Annotated in this window: 18 protein-coding genes, 2 tRNA genes and 1 pseudogene; 3 read left to right on the plus strand and 18 right to left on the minus strand. The window is 65.6% G+C overall.

The window, feature by feature from the left end; all coding sequences use genetic code 11:
• From KBW98_RS17090 to KBW98_RS17105, 4 genes and pseudogenes are all read right to left on the minus strand, one after another.
• Positions 1–983, minus strand: a pseudogene (locus KBW98_RS17090) (hypothetical protein); the annotation flags it as partial.
• A gap of 197 nt (positions 984–1,180) precedes the next feature.
• The gene (locus tag KBW98_RS17095) at positions 1,181–2,134 is read right to left on the minus strand and encodes an MBL fold metallo-hydrolase (protein ID WP_211521365.1); all 954 of its coding nucleotides are present in this window, start codon (positions 2,132–2,134) and stop codon (positions 1,181–1,183) included.
• 101 nt (positions 2,135–2,235) lie between these two features.
• Positions 2,236–2,586 (minus strand): DUF5710 domain-containing protein, encoded by a 351-nt coding sequence (locus KBW98_RS17100; RefSeq protein ID WP_211521366.1) that lies wholly within the window; start codon positions 2,584–2,586, stop codon positions 2,236–2,238.
• Between the two features lie 126 nt (positions 2,587–2,712).
• Positions 2,713–3,612 (minus strand): LysR family transcriptional regulator, encoded by a 900-nt coding sequence (locus tag KBW98_RS17105; RefSeq protein WP_211521367.1) that lies wholly within the window; start codon positions 3,610–3,612, stop codon positions 2,713–2,715.
• 109 nt (positions 3,613–3,721) lie between these two features.
• Here KBW98_RS17105 and KBW98_RS17110 point away from each other — a divergent pair, with 109 nt between their 5' ends.
• Both KBW98_RS17110 and KBW98_RS17115 read left to right on the plus strand, forming a co-directional pair.
• Positions 3,722–4,126, plus strand: coding sequence for a TerB family tellurite resistance protein (locus KBW98_RS17110; RefSeq protein ID WP_211521368.1), 405 nt, complete (start codon positions 3,722–3,724; stop codon positions 4,124–4,126).
• Positions 4,127–4,144: 18 nt separating this feature from the next.
• Positions 4,145–5,131, plus strand: a complete 987-nt coding sequence (locus KBW98_RS17115) for a TerC family protein (protein WP_211521369.1) — start codon at positions 4,145–4,147, stop codon at positions 5,129–5,131.
• A gap of 29 nt (positions 5,132–5,160) precedes the next feature.
• On the opposite strand, the gene KBW98_RS17120 is transcribed toward KBW98_RS17115, so the two are convergent.
• The 6 genes from KBW98_RS17120 to KBW98_RS17145 all read right to left on the minus strand — a co-directional run bounded on the left by KBW98_RS17120 (position 5,161) and on the right by KBW98_RS17145 (position 10,582).
• Positions 5,161–5,237 (minus strand) — tRNA-Arg (locus tag KBW98_RS17120).
• Between the two features lie 135 nt (positions 5,238–5,372).
• A tRNA-Pro gene (locus KBW98_RS17125) sits at positions 5,373–5,449 on the minus strand.
• Positions 5,450–5,539: 90 nt separating this feature from the next.
• Entirely contained in the window at positions 5,540–6,880 is a 1,341-nt protein-coding gene (glmM, locus tag KBW98_RS17130; protein ID WP_211521370.1) for a phosphoglucosamine mutase, read from the minus strand.
• Between the two features lie 25 nt (positions 6,881–6,905).
• Entirely contained in the window at positions 6,906–7,754 is an 849-nt protein-coding gene (gene folP / locus KBW98_RS17135) for a dihydropteroate synthase (RefSeq protein WP_211521371.1), read from the minus strand.
• A 71-nt stretch (positions 7,755–7,825) separates the two neighbouring features.
• Positions 7,826–9,712 (minus strand): ATP-dependent zinc metalloprotease FtsH, encoded by a 1,887-nt coding sequence (gene ftsH, locus KBW98_RS17140; RefSeq protein WP_211521372.1) that lies wholly within the window; start codon positions 9,710–9,712, stop codon positions 7,826–7,828.
• Between the two features lie 189 nt (positions 9,713–9,901).
• Positions 9,902–10,582 carry an RlmE family RNA methyltransferase gene (locus KBW98_RS17145; protein WP_211521373.1) on the minus strand — a complete coding sequence of 227 codons (681 nt, stop codon included), beginning with the start codon at positions 10,580–10,582 and terminating at the stop codon, positions 9,902–9,904.
• A 42-nt stretch (positions 10,583–10,624) separates the two neighbouring features.
• Here KBW98_RS17145 and yhbY point away from each other — a divergent pair, with 42 nt between their 5' ends.
• A complete protein-coding gene (gene yhbY, locus KBW98_RS17150; protein WP_211521374.1) occupies positions 10,625–11,095 on the plus strand; it encodes a ribosome assembly RNA-binding protein YhbY in 471 nt (156 codons plus the stop codon).
• Between the two features lie 170 nt (positions 11,096–11,265).
• On the opposite strand, the gene KBW98_RS17155 is transcribed toward yhbY, so the two are convergent.
• From KBW98_RS17155 to KBW98_RS17190, 8 genes are all read right to left on the minus strand, one after another.
• On the minus strand, positions 11,266–11,745 hold the full coding sequence (locus KBW98_RS17155) for a DUF4149 domain-containing protein (protein WP_211521375.1): 480 nt from the start codon (positions 11,743–11,745) through the stop codon (positions 11,266–11,268).
• A complete protein-coding gene (gene greA / locus KBW98_RS17160; protein ID WP_211521376.1) occupies positions 11,745–12,218 on the minus strand; it encodes a transcription elongation factor GreA in 474 nt (157 codons plus the stop codon). The genes KBW98_RS17155 and greA overlap by 1 nt, the downstream gene beginning before the upstream one ends.
• A 120-nt stretch (positions 12,219–12,338) precedes the next feature.
• Complete coding sequence (gene carB / locus KBW98_RS17165; RefSeq protein ID WP_211521377.1) at positions 12,339–15,569, minus strand: carbamoyl-phosphate synthase large subunit; 3,231 nt, start codon at positions 15,567–15,569, stop codon at positions 12,339–12,341.
• Complete coding sequence (gene carA, locus KBW98_RS17170) at positions 15,570–16,733, minus strand: glutamine-hydrolyzing carbamoyl-phosphate synthase small subunit (protein WP_211521378.1); 1,164 nt, start codon at positions 16,731–16,733, stop codon at positions 15,570–15,572. It lies immediately after the preceding gene.
• A 326-nt stretch (positions 16,734–17,059) separates the two neighbouring features.
• Entirely contained in the window at positions 17,060–17,467 is a 408-nt protein-coding gene (locus tag KBW98_RS17175; protein WP_211521379.1) for a heme-binding protein, read from the minus strand.
• Positions 17,468–17,478: 11 nt separating this feature from the next.
• A complete protein-coding gene (locus KBW98_RS17180; protein ID WP_211521380.1) occupies positions 17,479–18,396 on the minus strand; it encodes a patatin-like phospholipase family protein in 918 nt (305 codons plus the stop codon).
• Positions 18,397–18,535: 139 nt separating this feature from the next.
• Positions 18,536–19,207 (minus strand): GNAT family N-acetyltransferase, encoded by a 672-nt coding sequence (locus KBW98_RS17185; RefSeq protein WP_211521381.1) that lies wholly within the window; start codon positions 19,205–19,207, stop codon positions 18,536–18,538.
• Complete coding sequence (locus KBW98_RS17190) at positions 19,208–20,224, minus strand: PHB depolymerase family esterase (protein WP_211521382.1); 1,017 nt, start codon at positions 20,222–20,224, stop codon at positions 19,208–19,210.
• Between the last annotated feature and the right edge of the window lie 21 nt (positions 20,225–20,245).

Below are 20,245 nucleotides of genomic sequence, written 5' to 3' on the forward strand. Positions count from 1 at the left end.
GCGCGGCGGCGCTCGGCCCGCTGCTCGGCCTCCCGTTCGGCCTCCCGTTCGGCCTCCCGTTCGGCCAGCCTGTTCGCTTCCTCCTGCGCCAGGCGCAATGCTTCCTCCCGCCGCCGCTGTTCGTCTTCCGCGCGGCGCCGGGCCAGGACCTGCGCCTCGCGCGCCGCCTCCTCGGCGATCCGTTGTTCGGCTTGGCTGCGCGCCAGTGCTTCCTGTTCGCGCCGCCGCGCTTGCTCGGCGCTTTCCTGCGCCAGGCGCTGCTGCTCACGCTCCCGCTCGGCCAGCTGCTGCGCACGGCGCTCTTCCTCCAGCCTGGCCTGCGCCGCGTCGCGCCGGGCCTGTTCAGCCCTTTCCCTGGCGTCCTGCTCGGCCTGCTGCTGCGCGAGCCTGACGCTGGCCTCGCGCTCGGCGGCGGCCAGCCGCTCCCGCTCCTCGGCGCGGCGCGCTTCCTCTTCCGCGGCCGCCATCCTACGCGCCTCTTCCCCGGTCTCCTGCGCCGCCAGCACGGCATCGGCGCTGTCCGGCACAGCGGGTTCGCCGGCGGTTTCCGGGCCGGGAGCGGCGTCCGCAACCACGGTTTCCGACCCCGCTTCCAGCTCGGGCAAGGGAACACTGAACTCGGATTCGGCGCGTGCTTCCGCTGCGATCAGGGGTGTGCCGACCGGCGCGGCGCGGCGCTTCAGCAAGCGGGGACGGCTGCGCTTGGGTGTAGGACCAGCCTTTTTTGTCGGACGCACGGCCGCTGCTTCGGCAGGCGCGGCCGGCGGCGCGACCGGATCGACCAGGCGCAAGCCGCTCGCCGGCAGTTGCGGTGTGGGCGCCGGCGCGGGAGACGTGGCCGGATCAGCCATGCTCGTAGGCGGCAGCGGATCGGGCAAAGGTACAGACGGAGGCGGCGCCAGGCTGATCGTGATCGGCCCACCACCGCCCAGGTCGAGCCCAGGTACGCCGAACTGCAGCGACAGCAGCAGCGCGTGCAGCAATACCGATACCGCCACCCCTGCCCCGAGGCGACGGTCGGCATGGCCCAGTGGCTGGTGTCGGCTGCTTGGGTTCGCTGGAGGCATGCCCGTCCGCTTGCATATTTGTCAAGCTGGCATCTTAGCGTTTACTCGGCAGTTGCGCGAGGCGCGCACGATAGGAAGGATGGCGCCGGTAGGCGGCCGTCAACAGTGCGGGCTCAGGGCCGGGCGGGCGCGAACTGGTAGGTTTCGCCGTGCGACAGGTAGATGACGTCCTTCTCCAGGCCGGCCGCCTTGACCTCGCGTGCGAAGTCCTCGAGCGGCGACTTGAACACGTCGTAGTCGTTGTAGTGGATCGGCACCGTCTTCTTCGGCTGCACCAGCTGCATCATGCGCACGCCATCCTTGCCGTCCATCGTCACCTTGACGACGCCGAGGATGCGGGTGCCGCCCAGGTGCAGCAGGGCCAGGTCGATCCCGGGGAAGTACTTCGGAATCGCCTGGATGTCCTCGTAGACGAGGGTGTCGCCGCTGATGTACATGCGGTAGTCGGGCGCCTGGGAATCGGCGCCGAAGTCGAGCACCGCCCCCATCACCCTGGGCAGCAGCGCCGCCACGCCGGCCGGCCCGTGGCGGCCGGGGGTCGCGGTCACGCGCAGGCCCGGCGTGCGTCCCTCGCCCCTGCTCACTTCAAGCCGGTCCCAGGTCGACAGGCCGAACACGCGCGTGAACCCCATGCGCTTGAGCCCCTCTCCGCCTTCCTTGGTGGTGACGATGGGCGTGGCGCGGTTCAGCTTTTGCTGCACCAGCTGGTCGAAGTGGTCGCCGTGCAGGTGCGACAGCACGACCAGGTCGATCGGCGGCAGGTTCTCGAACGCGATCGCGGGCTGGGTGAGCCGCTTCGACTTCAGCCCGTAGCCCAGGTGGACGTGGTCGCCCTTGTGCAGGAAATTCGGGTCGGTCAGGATGGTGAAGCCCTGGAAGCGGATCAGCACCGTCGCGGTGCCGATGAACTGGACGCTGCCCTCGCTCGGCGCCGCGTCCGCCGCCGGCGCCAGCTTCAGGCTGAAGGCATCGCCCTGGGGCGCCGGCGCCTCGGCCTGCGCGCCTTGCGCGGCGCCGGCGACCATCATCACGAACAGGATTCGATGCAGCGTGCGGACCAGGGCCATGCGGGTTCCTCCTTCGGTAGGCGTACGGCGGCGAACGGGCCGCCGTGGCTGACGCACAGTAGCACGCAGCGCCGCGGGCAGGCGTACGCTTCGGGAGGACGCTATACCTTGGGCTTCAACTCGGCCAGGCGGCCGCGCGCGGCGGCCCAGTCGGTGCCGGCCAGCGCCGCCTCGCACACCGTGCATGATTCGAATGGATTGCAGTCGTGCGTATAGTCGACGCAATGGGCGCCGATCACGGTCTTGGCGGCATAGGCATCCACCCTCCCCTTGGGACTGGCTGCGCCACCGGCACCGGCGGCCCCGGCCGCTCCAGCCTTGGGCAGCCATTTGGCGAAGGGTTCGACCGCCACGCCGTCGGGCACGTACCAGCGTTTGCGGGTCGGGTTCCACCGGGCGCCGAGCGCCTTGGCGCCGTCCTTGTCGGCATAGGGGACATCAAGAAACTGCATGGTCTGTGAAGCGAAAGATCGATCGGGTCATCCTGGCGGCGCGCAGGACGGCGGCTGGGGCCGCGGCACGCATGATAACCCGGCGCCGCCTTCCGGCCAAACCTGCCGCGCCTGGTCCCGCTCGCGCTAGGCGCCCGCCACGAACAATTCGTCCGCGCGATCGAGAATGCGCTGGAGCGCGGGATGGTCGACCCGCCGCTCGACGGTCACCGCATAGAATTGCTCGACGATCGCCTCGACCGTGCCGGCCCGCTCCAGGCCGTACTGCGCGCACACGGCGTCCGCCAGCACGGCAGGCACGGCGATGAAGCCGGCCCCGGCCCCGGCGAAGGACATCAGCAGCGCGCCGTCATCGAATTCGCCGACCACGATGGGGCGCAGGCGCTGCGACTCGAGCCAGCCCTTGAGCTGGCTGTGCAGGGTGGCGTCCTGGCCCGGCATCAGGAAGGGCGCACCCTTCAGGCGCTGCGGAAACGTCCCTTGCCACGCGCCGCACAGCTCCGGATGGCCGACCACGGCCACGGCGCTCGAGCCAAGCAGGTGGGTGTGGCCGCGCACCGTGCCGCCCGGCGGCAGGCCCTGGTCGGAAATGACCAGGTCGAGCCGGTGCGCGCTCAGGTCCTGCACCAGGTCGGCGAAGCGGCCTTCGCGGCACACCAGGCGCATCGCCAGCCCGGCCTCGCGCGCGGGCTGGAGCAGCCGGAAGGCCATGGCTTTGGGGATCACGTCGCAGATGCCCACGCGCAGGGTCTCGGCGCCGGTGAAGACGCCGCGCCGGATCGCCTGCTCCAGCTCGTTTCCGATGCTGAAGATCTGCTCGGCATACTGCAGCACGATCTTGCCGGCTTCGGTGAGTTCCAGCAGCCGCCCCTTCTTGCGGAACAGTTCCTCGCCAAGCTGGCTTTCGAGTACCTGCAGCTGGGTGCTGATGGCCTGGGCCGACACGTGCAACTGCTGGGCCGCGCGCGCCACCGTGCCGGTGGTTGCGACCACGTGGAAATACTGCAGGTGCTTGTAGTTGATCACGGTCCCATCCAACCAGAAAAGTTGATGATTGCGAAAATTTATTCGATTTTACTTTCGCATTGTCGCTTCGTATAGTGGCTGCTCCGGTTCACCACTGAAGAGGATTGCCATGAGAACGTATGCCACCAACAGCCACAAAGCCATTTCCCGCCTGCTCGCGCTGGCGATGATCATCGACGGACGCCTGGCGCCGCAGGAACTCAAGGCCCTTCACCACAGCGGCCTGCTGCGCCGCCTGGAAGTCAGCGAGGACTGCTTCGACGAGACCGCCGGCGAGCTGTGCCAGGACTTGCTTGCCGGCGCCGGCGGGCGCAAGGACGGCGAGGTGGAGCTCGATCCGGAAACGATCGAGCGCCTCCTGGCCGAGGTCGACGGGCCCCTGCTGCGCGTGCTGGTACTGCAGGGCATGCTCGACATCGTGCGCGCCGACAAGGTCATCGACCACCGCGAACGCCGCCTGCTGCGCCGGGCGACGCACGCCTGGATGCCCGCCCCCGAACCTGCCGACAGCTAAGGCCCCAAGGAGGACATCATGGAACTGCTCTATGCCGTCTGGCTCGGCGCACCGGTCTGGATGTGGGCGAGCTTCGTCGCCATCGTGGTGGCGCTGCTGGCCTTCGACCTGGGCGTGCTCAACAAGGATGACCACGTCATCGGCGTGCGCGGGAGCCTCAAGCTCTCCGCGCTCTACATCGCGGCCGGCCTGGCCTTCGGCCTCTGGGTCTGGCACGCCTTCGGCAGCGAAAAGGCGCTGCACTTCTACACCGGCTTCCTGATCGAGAAGAGCCTGTCGCTGGACAATATCTTCGTGATCTCGCTGATCTTCGCGACCCTGGCGATTCCCGCGGCCTACCAGCACCGGGTCCTGTTCTGGGGCATCCTGGGCGTGATCCTGACGCGCGGCATCATGATCGGCGCGGGCTCGGCCCTGGTGGCCAGCTACTACTGGGTGCTGTATATCTTCGGCGCGATCCTGGTCATCACCGGCATCAAGATGTTCTTCGCCTCCGACAACCCGGACCAGATCCGCGACAGTGCGGTGCTGAAATGGCTGAAGGGCCACCTGCGCATGACCGACGGGATGCGCGGCAACGCCTTCCTGGTACGCGAGCCCGATCCGGCCCGCCCGGGCCACACCCTGCTGCTGGCCACGCCCTTGTTCCTGGCCCTGTGCATGGTCGAGGTGACGGACGTGATCTTCGCGGTCGACAGCGTGCCGGCGATCTTCGCCATCACCAGCGATCCGTTCATCGTCTACACCTCGAACATCTTCGCGGTACTGGGCCTGCGCGCCCTGTACTTCGCGCTGGCGGCGATGGTGGAACGCTTCACCTACCTGAAGTATTCGCTGGCGGCGGTGCTGGTGTTCATCGGCTCCAAGATCTTCCTGGGCGACTTCGTGTTCGACGGCAAGGTGCCGGCGAGCCTGTCGCTGGCGGTGACGGCGGTGCTGATCGCGGCGGGTATCGGGTATTCGTTGTGGCGTACGCGCGGCGGACTGGACGACCGCGCGGCGTGATGCACGGTGGGCGGGTCGGTGGAGAAAACTGGCCCGCCCTGAGGGAATCGAACCCCCGACCCACAGCTTAGAAGGCTGTTGCTCTATCCAACTGAGCTAAGGGCGGAATGAAGTGAGGCGCTACTATAGCGCGCCGGGCGGGGGCTTGCAACCTGGCAAACTGCACGGCAAACCGCGCGGTGCGCCAGCGGCGGACGTACAAAAGGCAGGCCGTCGTGGACGGCCTGCCTTGCTTGTTGGATGGTCGGAGTACAAGGATTCGAACCTTGGACCCCCTGCTCCCAAAGCAGGTGCGCTACCGGGCTGCGCTACACTCCGACATGGATTCATCATACTCCCGAAGAAGCCGATGCGCCATGCCGGACACGATTGAAGCCGCCGGCGGCCCGCAGTCGTGCTTGACGCCCGTCAAGCCGCCAGCTTGTCGGCGATGCGGCGCGCCATGCTTTCCGCGACTTCCGCTTCCTTGGCTTCCACCATCACGCGCACCAGGGGCTCGGTGCCCGAGGCGCGGATCAAGACGCGGCCGCTGTCGCCGAGTTCGCGCTCGACCGCTTCCTTCTCCGCCACCAAAGCCTGGTCCTTGGTCCAGTCGAAGCCGGCCGGGACTTTCTTGTTGATCAGGGTCTGGGGATAGAGCTGGAGCTCGGCGCAGCATTCGGCCAGGCTCTTGTTCTCGCGCTTGAGCGCGGACAGCACCTGCAGGGCGGAAACGATGCCGTCGCCGGTGGTGTGCTTGTCCAGGGCCAGCAGGTGGCCCGAGCCCTCGCCGCCCAGCAGCCAGCCGCGCTCCTTCATCACTTCGAGCACGTAGCGGTCGCCGACCTTGGCGCGGGCAAAGCCGATGCCCATCTGCTTGAACGCCACTTCGAGCGCCATATTGGTCATCAGGGTGCCGACGGCGCCGGCCACCGGGCCGGTCGCCATGCGGTCGCGCACCATCACGTACAGCAGTTCGTCGCCGTTGTAGATGCGGCCCTCGGCGTCGACCATGATCAGGCGGTCGGCGTCGCCGTCCAGCGCGATGCCGAGGTCGGCCTTGTTGGCCACGACCGCTTCCGACAGCGCCTTGGGCGCGGTGGCGCCGACGCCGGCGTTGATGTTGAAGCCATCCGGCTGGGCGCCGATCGAGACCACTTCGGCGCCAAGTTCGTGGAACACATGCGGAGCGATGTTGTAGGCGGCGCCGTGGGCGCTGTCGACCACGATCTTCAGGCCGCGCAGGTCCAGTTCGTTCGGGAAGGTGCCCTTGCAGAATTCGATGTAGCGGCCTTGGGCGTCGCGCAGGCGGGTCGCGCGGCCCAGCTTGTCCGATGGCACGCAGCCCATCGGCTGGTCGATCGCTTCCTCGATCTCGAGTTCGACCGCGTCCGGCAGCTTGGTGCCGTGTTCCGAGAAGAACTTGATGCCGTTGTCCTGGAACGGATTGTGCGAGGCCGAGATCACGACCCCGGCCTGCAGGCGCAGCGCACGGGTCAGGTAGGCGATCGCCGGGGTCGGCATGGGGCCGGCCAGCATGACGTCGACGCCGGCGGCCGAGAAGCCCGCTTCCAGCGCGGCTTCCAGCATGTAGCCGGAAATGCGGGTGTCCTTGCCGATCAGGACCACGGGGCGGCCGCTGGTCGACTTGGCGCCCTTCGCCAGCACCTTGCCGGCGGCGTAGCCGAGGCGCATGACGAAGTCGGGGGTGATCGGCGCAACTCCCACGAGTCCGCGCACACCGTCGGTACCAAAATATTTGCGTGCCATTCTTCTCTTCTTTTCTTTTCCGTGATTAATCGATTGTCGCCGCATGCCAGACCTTCAGGGCATCGACGGTGTCTGCTACATCATGCACACGCACAATTCTAGCGCCATGCGCTACCGCAGCCAATGCCGCGCCGATGCTCCCGGCCAGCCGCTGCTCGACCGGGCGGCCGGTGACGGCGCCGATCATGGACTTGCGCGACATGCCGGCCAGCACCGGCAAGTCCAGCTCGTCGCGGATGCGCCCCAGCTGGCGCAGCAGCGCGTAGTTGTGCTCGACCGTCTTGCCGAAGCCGAAGCCGGGGTCGACGCAGATGCGCTCGCGGGCGATGCCGGCGGCGGTCATTGCCTGCACCCGTTCGCCGAGGAAGGCGATCACCTCGGCCACCACATCCGTGTACTGGGGCGCCTGCTGCATGGTCTGGGGCGTGGCCTGCATGTGCATGATGCACAGGCCGCAATCGCTGTCCTGCACCGCCTCCAGGGCGCCGGGGGCGCGGAAGCCGTTGATGTCGTTGATCATGTCGGCGCCCGCGATCAGGGCTTCGCGCATGACTTCCGGCTTGCAGGTGTCGACCGAGAGTGCCACGTCCAGGGTCTTGAGGGCGTACAGGGCCGGCATGACGCGCCGCAGTTCCTCGCCAAGGGGCACGCTGGGCGAGCCGGGCCGGGTCGACTCGCCGCCGATGTCGATCATGGTGGCGCCGTCGCGGATCATTTCCTCGGCGTGCGACATGGCGAATTCCAGCCCCTGGTAGCGGCCGCCGTCGGAGAAGGAGTCGGGAGTGACGTTCAGGATCCCCATCACGACGGGGAAGCGCGCGTCCGGGCCGTCGAGCGGGAAGCTGAAGCGGCCGCAGTGCAGGTTCTTGGACATACTGGAAGTGTGAAGCGTTAACGAGCAAAAGGCATCCGGATGGATGCCTTTTGGGAGAAACAATCAGCGCATCAGGCCGGTGCGGTGGCGTTCGGAGCCACGCCGCCCGGACCGCTGTCGCCCGGCGGCGTGCGCTTGGTCAGCAGGCCCGCCTTCGGCTGGCGCGGCTCGCGGCCGGCCATGATGTCGTTGATCTGCTCGGCGTCGATGGTTTCCCAGTCGAGCAGCGCCTTGGTCATCATCTCGACCTTCTCGCGGTTTTCCTCGAGCAGGCGGCGCGCCAGGGCGTACTGCGTGTCGAGGATGGCGCGGATCTCGGCGTCCACCTTCTGCTGGGTCGCCTCGGAAATGGTCTTGGTGCTGCCGCCGAAGAAGCCGTCGTTCTCGCTGTCTTCGTAGACCATCACGCCCATGCTCTCGGACATGCCGAAGCGGGTCACCATCGAGCGGGCCAGCTTGGTGGCGCGGGCGAAGTCGTTCGAGGCGCCGGTCGACATCTGGCCGACGAAGATCTCCTCGGCGATGCGGCCGCCGAACAGGATCGAAATTTCTTCCAGCATCTTGTCCTTGTAGCCGGACAGGTTGTCGTGCTCAGGCAACTGCCAGGTCAGGCCGAGGGCGTAGCCGCGCGGCATGATGGTGACCTTGTGCACCGGATCGGCCTTGGGCAGCAGCTTGGCGACCACCGCGTGGCCCGACTCGTGGTAGGCCGTGTTGCGGCGCTCTTCCTCGCGCATGACCATGGACTTGCGTTCCGGGCCCATGAAGATCTTGTCCTTGGCGTCCTCGAAGTCGATCATCTCGACCAGGCGCTTGCTGCGGCGCGCGGCGAACAGCGCGGCCTCGTTGACCAGGTTGGCCAGGTCGGCGCCCGAGAAGCCCGGAGTGCCGCGCGCCAGGATGTCGGCCTTGACGTCGGTGCCGATCGGGACCTTGCGCATGTGCACGTTGAGGATCTGCTCGCGGCCGCGGATGTCCGGCAGGCCCACCATCACCTGGCGGTCGAAGCGGCCCGGGCGCAGCAGCGCCTTGTCCAGCACGTCGGCGCGGTTGGTGGCGGCGATGACGATCACGCCCGAGGAGGCTTCGAAGCCGTCCATCTCGACCAGCAGCTGGTTCAGGGTCTGTTCGCGCTCGTCGTTGCCGCCGCCCATGCCGGCGCCGCGGTGACGGCCGACCGCGTCGATCTCGTCGATGAAGATGATGCAAGGCGAATGTTTCTTAGCGTTCTCGAACATGTCGCGCACACGCGACGCGCCCACGCCGACGAACATCTCGACGAAGTCGGAACCCGAGATCGAGAAGAACGGCACCTTGGCTTCGCCGGCAATGGCACGCGCCAGCAGGGTCTTACCGGTACCCGGAGGACCGACCATCAGCACGCCGCGCGGGATGCGGCCGCCCAGTTTCTGGAACTTGGTCGGGTCTTTCAGGAAGTCGACGATCTCGCCCACTTCTTCCTTGGCCTCGTCGCAGCCGGCGACGTCGGAGAAGGTCACGGTGTTGTTGGTTTCATCGAGCATGCGCGCCTTCGACTTGCCGAAGGAGAAAGCGCCGCCCTTGCCGCCGCCCTGCATCTGGCGCATGAAGAAGACCCAGACGCCGATCAGCAGAAGCATCGGGAACCAGGAAATGAAGACCTGTTGCAGGAAGGACGGTTCTTCCGGCGGCTTGACGTCGAAGCGCACGTTGTTTTCGCGCAGGTCGCCGATCAGGCCGCGGTCCAGGATGGTCGCGGTGGCGCGCACCTTGGAATCGTCGGTGCGGGTCGCCGTGATGTTCGAACCCTCGATCACGACGTCCTTGATGCGGCGCGCCTTCACATCGTCGAGCAGCTCGGAATAAGCGATGGTCTTGCTGCCGCCAGCCACGCTGTGGGTGTCGAACTGCTTGAACAGCATGAACAGCAGCAGCGCGACCACCACCCAGATGGCGGATTTGGAAAACATATTATTCACGAAGACTCCTCCGATGCGATGCGCATCTCTACCGATTACAGTACGACGATTTTAACCGCAATAAGCCGACGCCGCCACGCGACGCCTGCAATAGTGCTGAAATGCCATATATTCAAGAACGACATGCATATGCAAGCGTTTGCGCACCCCGCGCCTCACGCGGCTGATGTGTGGCTCGCACGCCAAAAATCAAGGGCTGTCGCTCTCGTCAATGCCGGTTTTCGGGCCGGCCGGATTCTTCAAACCGCGTCCGAGCAGGAAAATCTCGGAAGACTTATCGCGACTGGCCTTCGGTTTGACCTGTTTGACAGTACGGAATTCATCCCTGAATTTCTCCAGGATCTGGGTGAACCCCATATCCTTGAAGCACTTTACCAGTAATGCACCGCCCGGCTTCAGGTGCATTTGAGAAAACTCAATGGCCAGGTCGATCAGGTTTTCCATGCGCGCCGCATCGGCATGCGGGATGCCGGACAGGTTGGGCGCCATGTCGGACAGGACGACATCGACCTTGCGCCCGGCCAGCACCTCGTCCAGCTGGTCGAGGATCTCTTCTTCGCGGAAATCGCCCTGGATAAAATGGACGTCCGCCACCGGTTCCATCGGCAGGATGTCGAGGCCGATCATGGTGCCGTGGATGCCGCCGCCCTCCTTGCCCGCCAGCTTGCGCCGGGTGTACTGGGCCCAGCTGCCTGGGGTACAGCCGAGGTCGACGATGACCTGGCCGGGCTTGATCAGCTTTTCGCTTTCGTCGATTTCCTTGAGCTTGTAGGCGGCGCGGGCGCGGTAGCCCTCTTTCTGTGCCAATTTGACATACGGATCGTTAATGTGGTCGTGCAACCAGTTTTTGTTTAATTTGTTCTTGGCCATTCGCGTAGAATACTGCTTTTAAAGGTACATCCAAAAAATATTATGCTTAAACTCACTCCGGCCGAGCGCAGCGCACTGCGCGCGGAAGCCCATGGACTCAATCCCGTCGTCATGATCGGCGGCGAGGGCCTGACCGAATCCGTCATGAAGGAAATCGCCTCCAGCCTCGACGCACACGGCCTGATCAAGGTCCGCGTGTTCGGCGACGAGCGCGAGGAACGTGTCGCCATGTACGAACAGATCTGCGAAGAACTGGGCGCGGCGCCGGTCCAGCACATCGGCAAGCTGCTGGTGCTCTACCGTCCGAAGAAGGAAACGGTCAAGGAACGCAGCGGCAAATCGGGCCCGGGCATGCGCGAAGTCACCATCGTCAAGGCCAGCGCCAGCGGCACCAAGAAGCCGAGCGTCACCAAGGTCATGCTCAAGGGGAATGAACGCGTGACTGCAGGCGGCAACATCAAGCGCGCCAAGCCGCGCCAGACCAGCACCAAGAAAAATTCGCTGAACAAGTGATGCGGGCTGTGCGAGGAAAAACCGGGGTGACCCGGTTTTTTTTCGTCCAGGCCGAGTATCCGTTCGGTTTCGAAGACCGCTAGCGGTAAAACCGTCGTAGGCGCCAGTGGCGCGTACGACGGGCTGGGGGCGCGGGCCCAAGGACGGGTAGTGACTGCTCGACTACCGGCTCAACGACTCTTCAGGACCAGCCAAGCCCCCAGCAGGCTCTCCACCAGGTGAAACAGCTGCGACACCCCATGCATCACCGCGAACTGCGTCCAGTACGGCGACGCCCTCACCCCGCCCACCCCGGCCAGTTCGCGCAGGTGCGCCATGGCCGGCTGCAGGCCGACGAAGATGACGAGCGTGCAAGCCAGCATCGCCAGCACCAGCCCGCCCAGGAAGCGCCGCTTCGCCGGCGGCACGTCAGAGGAAAAACGCAGCAACAGCACCAGCAGCAGCATGGCGCAGCCGATCGACAGCCAGGCCTGGCGCGCCAGGATCACCGACACGACATCTCCCGCCAGGTTGCTCGGCAGGACCGCAAAGGCCGCCGGCGCCGCGACGTAGCCGAGCGCCCACAGGCTGCCCGCCCACAGGCAGGCCAGCAGCAGGCGCGCGCCGGCCAGGCGGCCGCGGGCGGGAGCGGAGGCGTGGCCGTCGGCCATCAGACGTAGCGGACTTCCAGGATCTCGTATTCGCGCGGACCGGACGGAGCCTGCACCTCGACCACGTCGCCGGCGTATTTGCCGATCAGGGCGCGCGCGATCGGCGAGGTCACCGACACCTTGTTGAGCTTGAGGTCGGCTTCGTCCATGCCGACGATCTGGTAGCTGACCTTCTGGCCGCTTTCCAGGTCTTCCAGATCGACGGTCGAGGCGAACACCACGCGGCCTTCCGCGTCCAGGGTGGCCGGGTCGATGATCTGGGCCGTGCTCAGCTTGCCTTCGAGTTCGGCGATGCGGCCTTCGACGAAGGCCTGGCGCTCCTTGGCGGCGTCGTACTCCGCGTTCTCGGACAGGTCGCCATGCGAACGCGCCTCGGCGATCGCGTCGATCACGATGCGGCGTTCCTTGGTCTTGAGCTGGTGCAGCTCTTCCTTCAGGAGTTCGGCGCCGTATTTGGTCAATGGAGTGTTCATGGATCTCTGTTTCTTTCGTTAGCAGGGACGTACCCAACAAGTGAAAACCACAGAGGCACACGGCGCACTGCCGCGCGAGCTCTGTGGTTTTCTAACTGCTAAGCGGGTACTACTTGGCGCTTAGTGTAAGGTGTTATGCAGACCTTGTAAATCGTACACGCGCAGTTCGTCAAGGTGGGCCATGCCCTCGATCGCCGCTTCCGCGCCGGCGATGGTGGTATAGGTCACCACGCGCGACTGCAGGGCCGAGGTACGGATGGTGCGCGAATCGGTGATCGCCGAACGCTTCTCTTCCACCGTATTCACGACCATGACGATTTCGCGGTTCTTGATCATGTCGACAACGTGCGGACGACCCTCGAGCACCTTGTTCACCGGGCGCACCGGGATGCCGGCGGCCGAGATCACGGCCGCGGTGCCCTTGGTGGCCACCAGCGAGAAGCCGAGCTTGACCAGCTCGCGCGCCACGCCCACCGCGCGCGGCTTGTCCGAGGCCTTCACCGACAGGAACACGGTGCCGCCCTTCGGCAGGATGATGCCGGCCGCCAGCTGCGATTTGACGAAGGCTTCGCCAAAGCTCTTCCCCACGCCCATCACTTCGCCCGTCGACTTCATTTCCGGGCCCAGGATGGTGTCCACGCCCGGGAATTTCACGAACGGGAACACGACTTCCTTGACGCTGTAGAACGGCGGCACGACTTCCTGGGCGATGCCTTGCTGGGCCAGGGTCTGGCCCACCATGCAGCGCGCCGCGATCTTGGCCAGCTGCAGGCCGGTCGCCTTCGACACGAACGGCACGGTGCGCGAGGCGCGCGGGTTCACTTCCAGCACGTAGACGGTGTCGACCGTCTTGCCGTCGACTTCCGATTGCTGGATCGCGAACTGCACGTTCATCAGGCCGACCACGTTGAGGGCCTTGGCCATCAGCGAGGTCTGGTGCTTCAGTTCGGCGATGGTTTCCTGCGACAGCGAGTAAGGCGGCAGCGAGCAGGCCGAGTCGCCCGAGTGCACGCCGGCCTGTTCGATGTGTTCCATCACGCCGCCGATGAAGGTGGCTTCGCCGTCCGAGATGCAGTCGACGTCGACTTCGATGGCGTCGTTCAGGAAGCGGTCCAGCAGCACCGGCGAATCGTTCGAGACCTTGACCGCTTCGCGCATGTAGCGCTCCAGGTCACGCTGCTCGTGGACGATCTCCATCGCGCGGCCGCCCAACACGTAGGATGGACGCACCACCAGCGGGTAGCCGATTTCCTGGGCCAGCTCGAGGGCCTCGGCTTCGGTGCGCGCGGTGCGGTTGGGCGGTTGGCGCAGGCCGAGTTTTTGCAGCAGCTGCTGGAAACGCTCGCGGTCTTCGGCGGCGTCGATCATGTCCGGCGAGGTGCCGACGATCGGCACGCCGTTGGCTTCCAGGTCCAGGGCGAGCTTGAGCGGGGTCTGGCCGCCGTACTGGACGATGACGCCCACCGGCTTTTCCAGCTCCACGATTTCGAGCACGTCTTCCAGGGTCAGCGACTCGAAGTAGAGGCGGTCCGAGGTGTCGTAGTCGGTCGAGACGGTTTCGGGATTGCAGTTGACCATGATGGTCTCGTAGCCGTCTTCGCGCATGGCGAGGGCCGCGTGCACGCAGCAGTAGTCGAACTCGATGCCCTGGCCGATGCGGTTCGGGCCACCGCCCAGCACCATGATCTTCTTCTTGTCGGTCGGGTTGGACTCGCACTCCTCGTCGTAGGTCGAGTACATGTAGGCGGTGTTGGTTGCGAACTCGGCGGCGCAGGTGTCGACCCGCTTGTACACCGGGCGGATGCCCAGGGCGTGGCGGCGCGCGCGCACCGCTTCCGGCGTGCTCTTCAGCAGGAAGGCCATGCGGCGGTCCGAGAAGCCTTTTTGCTTGAGCTTGTAGAGCAGCGGCTTGTCCAGCGCTTCCAGGGTCTGGGTCTCGAGCCACAGCTCGATGTCCACGATCTCCTTGATCTGCACCAGGAACCACATGTCGATCTTGGTCAGGTTGTGCACTTCTTCCAGGGTGAAGCCCTGGGCAAAGGCGTCGCCCACGTACCAGATGCGGTCCGGACCCGGTTCGCCCAGCTCTTCCTCGATCTTCTCGCGGTCGCGGGTTTTCTCGTTCAGGCCGTCCACGCCCACTTCCAGGCCGCGCAGGGCCTTCTGGAAGGATTCCTGGAAGGTGCGGCCCATCGCCATCACCTCGCCCACCGATTTCATCTGCGTGGTCAGGTGCTTGTCGGCGGTCGGGAACTTCTCGAAGGTGAAGCGCGGGATCTTGGTGACCACGTAGTCGATCGACGGCTCGAAACTGGCCGGGGTCGCGCCGCCGGTGATCTCGTTGCGCAGCTCGTCCAGCGTGAAGCCCACCGCCAGCTTGGCCGCGACCTTGGCGATCGGGAAGCCGGTGGCCTTCGAGGCCAGGGCCGAGGAACGCGAGACGCGCGGGTTCATCTCGATGACGATCATGCGGCCGTCCTTCGGGTTGATCGCGAACTGCACGTTCGAGCCGCCGGTGTCGACGCCGATCTCGCGCAGGACGTTGATCGACGCGTTGCGCATGATCTGGTATTCCTTGTCCGTCAGGGTCTGCGCCGGCGCCACGGTGATCGAGTCGCCGGTGTGCACGCCCATCGGGTCGAGGTTCTCGATCGAGCAGATGATGATGCAGTTGTCCTTCTTGTCGCGGACCACTTCCATCTCGTACTCTTTCCAGCCGAGCAGGGATTCTTCGATCAGGAGCTCGTTGGTCGGCGAGGCTTCCAGGCCGCGCTTGCAGATCTGTTCGAATTCTTCTTCGTTGTAGGCGATGCCGCCGCCGCTGCCGCCCATGGTGAAGGACGGACGGATGATGGTCGGGAAGCCCAGCTCGCGCTGCACCGCCCAGGATTCTTCCATCGAGTGGGCCACGCCCGAACGCGCCGAACCGAGGCCGATCTTGGTCATCGCGTCCTTGAACTTGGCGCGGTCCTCGGCCTTGTCGATGGCTTCCGGCGTGGCGCCGATCAGCTCCACCTTGTACTTGTCCAGCACGCCGTTGCGGTGCAGGTCGAGCGCGCAGTTCAGCGCGGTCTGGCCGCCCATGGTCGGCAGGATCGCATCCGGGCGTTCCTTGTCGATGATGCGTTCGACGACCTTCCAGGTGATCGGCTCGATATAGGTGACGTCGGCCGTTTCCGGGTCGGTCATGATGGTCGCCGGGTTCGAATTGACCAGGATGACCTTGTAGCCTTCTTCGCGCAGGGCCTTGCAGGCCTGGGCGCCCGAATAGTCGAATTCGACCGCCTGGCCGATGACGATCGGACCCGCGCCGATGATCAGGATGCTTTTGATATCACTACGTTTTGGCATTTAGTTCTTCTCCTGGGCTTGCATCAGGCCGATGAAGCGGTCAAACAGATAGGCGACGTCGGTCGGGCCGGGCGAGGCTTCCGGGTGGCCCTGGAAGCAGAAGGCCGGCTTGTCGGTGCGCTCGAAGCCCTGCAGCGAGCCGTCGAACAGCGAGACGTGGGTCACGCGGCAGTTGGCCGGGAGGGTCTCCGGGTCGACCGCGAAGCCGTGGTTCTGCGAGGTGATCAGGACCTTCTTCGAATCGAGGTCCTGCACCGGGTGGTTGGCGCCGTGGTGGCCGAACTTCATCTTCATCGTCTTGGCGCCCGAGGCCAGGGCCATGATCTGGTGGCCGAGGCAGATGCCGAAGGTCGGGATGCCCTTCTCGATCAGTTCGCGCGACGCCTTGATCGCGTAGTCGCAGGGTTCCGGGTCGCCCGGCCCGTTGGCCAGGAACACGCCATCCGGGTTCAGGGCCAGCGCGTCGGCGGCGGTGGCTTGCGCCGGCAGCACCGTGACCTTGCAGCCGCGCTCGGCCAGCATGCGCAGGATGTTGCGCTTGACCCCGTAGTCGAAGGCGACCACGTGGTACTTGGGATTGGTTTGCTTGCCGAAGCCTTCGCCCAGCTTCCATTCGGTCTCGGTGAATTCATACGGCTCGGTCACCGACACGACCTTGGCCAGGTCCATGCCCGCCAGGCCCGGGAAGGAGCGCGCCAGTTCCAGCGCCTGGGCCGCGGACGGCTCGGCGCCGGCGCTGCCGGTCAGGATGGCGCCGCCCTGTGCGCCCTTTTCGCGCAGGATGCGGGTCAGCTTGCGGGTGTCGATGCCGGCGATGGCCACCACGTTTTCCTGCTTCAGGTAGTCCGACAGCGATTGGGTGGAACGGAAATTCGATGCCAGCAGCGGCAGGTCGCGGATGATCAGGCCTGCGGCGTGGACTTTGGACGCTTCGACGTCGGCGGGATTCACGCCGTAGTTGCCGATGTGCGGGTACGTCAGGGTGACGATCTGACGCGAGTAGCTGGGGTCGGTGAGGATTTCCTGGTAGCCGGTGATCGCGGTGTTAAACACCACTTCGCCGGTGGTATGGCCGGCAGCGCCAATGGAAATTCCTTTGAAGATTGTTCCGTCTGCGAGAGCCAGGACGGCTGGGACGGCTGGGCCAGAAAAAAATGGCGGCAAGGGTAACTCCCAATAAAGTTACCGTAGCTGCGCCACGTCAGACCGACATCCAATGGTCCTGGGCAGGTGTGTTCGCCAGGGTTTGGAGGCCAAGTTGAATGAGGGATGGTGGGTAGGCGCTACGGCTGATGTGTGAATGGTTAAACTTCCAAATTATAGCGCGAATTGGCCTATTCGGCAATGCAGCAATTTTATAAAAGTCCCGCCGAATTCGACGCATCGGAGGCCGCCAGCCCCGGGCAACGGCGCTTTTACTTCCCATATGCAATAAATCGCTCTGCAATAAAAAAGGCGCCCGCAGGCGCCTTCGAGGACGGCGGAACGGCTCAGGCGCCGAGGGCCGCGATGCCGGCCTTGGCGATCTGGGCGTCCTCGTTCGACTTCACGCCCGACACGCCGACCGCGCCGATCACGTGGCCGTCGACGATCACCGGCACGCCGCCTTCCAGCATGCCTTCGATGACGGGTGCGCTCAGGAAGGAAGTGCGGCCATTGTTGATCAGGTCTTCGTAGATCTTCGATTCGCGGCGGCCCAGGGCCGCGGTGTGCGCCTTGGCCGGCGAGATATGCGAGGAGACCGGCGGCGCACCGTCCAGGCGCTGCAGCCACAGCAGGTGGCCGCCGTCGTCGACGATCGAAATGGTCACCGCCCAGTTGTTGCGCAGGGCTTCGGCTTCGGCGGCGGCGGCGATGGTCTTGACGTCGGCCAGGGTCAGGTAGGGTTTGGTCTGCATGGATGTCCTTGTTAAGGTTGCTGCTTGGCCTTGAGCTTGGCCTTGATCTGCGCCATCACGCTGGCGGCGGCCTGCTCGCCGGCCAGGATGGCGAGGTTGCGATTGTTGAAGTCGGCCGAGCCCATGTTGCCGAGGGCCGGCGTGATCACGACGTCCGCTTCCTTGAGTTCGTAGTAGTTCAGGCGCTGGCCCATGATGCTGAAGGTCTGCATCAGGACGTCGAGCGAACTGGCGGTGGCCGCCCCTTCTGTCTGGCTCGAGATGTTGACCGCGATGATGAAGTCCGCGCCCATCTCGCGCACGAAGCGCACCGGCACCGGGGCCACCAGGCCGCCGTCGACATAGGTCTTGCCGCCGATGCTGACCGGCTGGAACACGCTCGGCACGGCGCTCGAGGCGCGCACAGCCATGCCGGTATTGCCGCGGCTGAACAGAATCGGCTGGCCGGTCTTGAGGTCGGTCGCCACGGCGCCGAAGCGGAGTTTGAGCTTCTCCATCGGCACGTTGCCGATCGCCTTGTTCACGTAGTTCTGCAGGGCCTCGCCCTTCAGCACGCCCGAGGAGCGGTTAAAGAATGGCAGGGCCCAGTCCGAGATCGTGGCCTCGTCCATCTGCAGCGCCGTCCTTTGCAGTGCGAAGCCGCTCAGGCCGGACGCATAGAGCGAACCGACCACCGAGCCGGCGGAGGTGCCGACCACGATTTCCGGGACGATGCCCTGGGCCTCGAGCGCCTTGATGACGCCGATGTGGGCGAAGCCGCGCGCGGCGCCGCCGCCGAGGGCCAAGCCGATCCTGACTTTCTTGGGGGGCAGCGGCGCCGCCTGGACCACCGGTGCGACCGGCGCGGCCGGCGGCGTGGTCGGCGTGCTGCCGCAGGCGGCCAGCAAGAGCGCGCCGCAAGCGATAAGGGAAGTACGACGAGAGAACATAGACAATGCCGAAAAGAACGAGGCCAGATTGTACCCCGACCAGTCCGCCAGCTGCACACCTCCCCGCCTCGCCAGTCATGGGGCCGGCGCCGGATTACTGACAATTTCTCAATGTTTCCCGAAAAGTCGACGCTGCTGCTTATGGAAACCGATGAGGTGAGGCGACTTCAGGCGGGCGACGCACGGCCGTGGACCATGGCGCCAGTACCTGCCATCCCAGACGCTCATAGAGCGCGCGTCCGGCGTCCGTCGCGACCAGGAGCCGCTCCGTGACGCAGGCGATCCCGGCCAGCGCATCGAGGGCCAGCATCACCACGGTCCCGAGACCGAGGCGGCGGTGGCTTTCCTCGGTCACGATCTGGTCGAAGACGGCGCAGTTCGCATGCACCGCGACCCGTCCTGACGCTGCCAACCCGCCGCCGGCATGCAAGACGCGCACGATTTGCCCGCCGTGCTCGGCTTCCGCCGTGATGCGGTACCCGGGTGGCGACTCCGCGTTGCCCGTCATTTTCGCCGGGCCGCGCATCAGGTAGCCCGGACTGTCGACGGTCCAGTGCGGCGGCAGCACAGCACGCATCGCCTCAGGCTCGACCGGCGCCTTCAGGAAGATATGTGAAGCATCGATTTGCGCGGCGCAGGCTTGCAGCGCCGTGCCGGCGTCGAGGAATACGTGACGCCGGACTTCCACGGCACTCCCCACCTCGACGCGCAAGCCTCCGCCATCCTGCACGGGGAGCGGCAGGCCGCGCGCAAGACTCCGGCCGGTGAGCCACCGTTCGATAAGGGCCAACGTGACGGTGGCGTCTCGCATTCAGTCGTTCAATGCCGGCTGGGGCGCTTCACCGGCGACCGATTGCGCGTGAGCCGCCGCGGCGCTACGCCGTTTCTCCTTGAAGAAAGACCAAGCCTCTTCCGCTATTTCCAGATCGGCGTTCTGAAGACCGGGGAAGCGCTTGAACATGCCGGGGTAGCGTTTCTTCCTGCTCGGTTCAGCGTGGCCGCCACCTTCGATCTTCAGCAGCCTGACCTCCAATGCGCTCGAACTGTCGCTCCATGTGTAGCGCATTGCGCGGGTTGGCGCGCTCCCCTGGTGAGTCGTCAAGAGAGCGATGTGCGGCGCGTCCGGCAGGCCGGCAAGTTCGCGCCAGACAGCGGCGGTGGTCTCGATCCCGAGCATGGGTGAGGAGAACCACAGCGTGTAGGGGAATTTGCCGCCGGAGTAAGGAATGAAAGGATCGGCGGTAGCGCCGACGACCAGGGCGGACAGCGGAATGCCTGGCATCGGGTAGGCTGCCTGCACCGGCATGTTCGCCAGCACAGCGGAAAACGCGGCCAGGCGCGGCGCCAGTTCAGCAGCGAGGCGATAGGCCATCATGCCGCCCTTGGAGACGCCGATGACATAGATACGCTCCGGATCCACGTCGTCGTCCGCGATGGCGCGGTCGATGATGGCATCGACGAAGCCGACGTCGTCGCTCTTCGGATTGCCGGCGATGGCCACAAAGCCATCGTTCCACGCCCGCTCGCCGCGTCGCTTGGCGCCATCCGGCGCCACGATGACCACTTGCTCGCGTTCGGCGATTTCCAGCCAGAGCGACAATGGCGAGGGCGGAAATGCCTTTCCCAGCACCTGCGCGGCCGATGCCCCGCTGCCATGCAGGACGATCACCAGCGGGCGCCTGCCGACAGCCGGCTGCGTCGGGACCGCCTTCAGGTAGTGGCGAAGGCCCTCCGGCCGGGGCATGTCGATCTTCACGATCGGGGCTGTCGGCGCGTCCTTGCGGTCAATCCCACAAAAGAACGCTCGTAGCGTCTGCAAGAATCCCATGTCGCAAGCCCGTCAATATCA

The organism is Massilia sp. ST3 (genome assembly GCF_018119405.1).
Lineage (GTDB): Bacteria > Pseudomonadota > Gammaproteobacteria > Burkholderiales > Burkholderiaceae_D > Telluria.

What these genes read in the sequence shown, in the direction of transcription:
- KBW98_RS17145 (WP_211521373.1), bottom strand. Translation starts at nt 10,582, where the DNA reads ATGGCCAAGAACAAATTAAACAAAAACTGGTTGCACGACCACATTAAC.
- KBW98_RS17100 (WP_211521366.1), bottom strand. Translation starts at nt 2,586, where the DNA reads ATGCAGTTTCTTGATGTCCCCTATGCCGACAAGGACGGCGCCAAGGCG.
- greA (WP_211521376.1), bottom strand. Translation starts at nt 12,218, where the DNA reads ATGAACACTCCATTGACCAAATACGGCGCCGAACTCCTGAAGGAAGAG.
- KBW98_RS17110 (WP_211521368.1), top strand. Translation starts at nt 3,722, where the DNA reads ATGAGAACGTATGCCACCAACAGCCACAAAGCCATTTCCCGCCTGCTC.
- folP (WP_211521371.1), bottom strand. Translation starts at nt 7,754, where the DNA reads ATGTCCAAGAACCTGCACTGCGGCCGCTTCAGCTTCCCGCTCGACGGC.
- KBW98_RS17175 (WP_211521379.1), bottom strand. Translation starts at nt 17,467, where the DNA reads ATGCAGACCAAACCCTACCTGACCCTGGCCGACGTCAAGACCATCGCC.
- KBW98_RS17155 (WP_211521375.1), bottom strand. Translation starts at nt 11,745, where the DNA reads ATGGCCGACGGCCACGCCTCCGCTCCCGCCCGCGGCCGCCTGGCCGGC.
- glmM (WP_211521370.1), bottom strand. Translation starts at nt 6,880, where the DNA reads ATGGCACGCAAATATTTTGGTACCGACGGTGTGCGCGGACTCGTGGGA.
- KBW98_RS17095 (WP_211521365.1), bottom strand. Translation starts at nt 2,134, where the DNA reads ATGGCCCTGGTCCGCACGCTGCATCGAATCCTGTTCGTGATGATGGTC.
- carB (WP_211521377.1), bottom strand. Translation starts at nt 15,569, where the DNA reads ATGCCAAAACGTAGTGATATCAAAAGCATCCTGATCATCGGCGCGGGT.
- KBW98_RS17180 (WP_211521380.1), bottom strand. Translation starts at nt 18,396, where the DNA reads ATGTTCTCTCGTCGTACTTCCCTTATCGCTTGCGGCGCGCTCTTGCTG.
- KBW98_RS17185 (WP_211521381.1), bottom strand. Translation starts at nt 19,207, where the DNA reads ATGCGAGACGCCACCGTCACGTTGGCCCTTATCGAACGGTGGCTCACC.
- KBW98_RS17115 (WP_211521369.1), top strand. Translation starts at nt 4,145, where the DNA reads ATGGAACTGCTCTATGCCGTCTGGCTCGGCGCACCGGTCTGGATGTGG.
- yhbY (WP_211521374.1), top strand. Translation starts at nt 10,625, where the DNA reads ATGCTTAAACTCACTCCGGCCGAGCGCAGCGCACTGCGCGCGGAAGCC.
- KBW98_RS17190 (WP_211521382.1), bottom strand. Translation starts at nt 20,224, where the DNA reads ATGGGATTCTTGCAGACGCTACGAGCGTTCTTTTGTGGGATTGACCGC.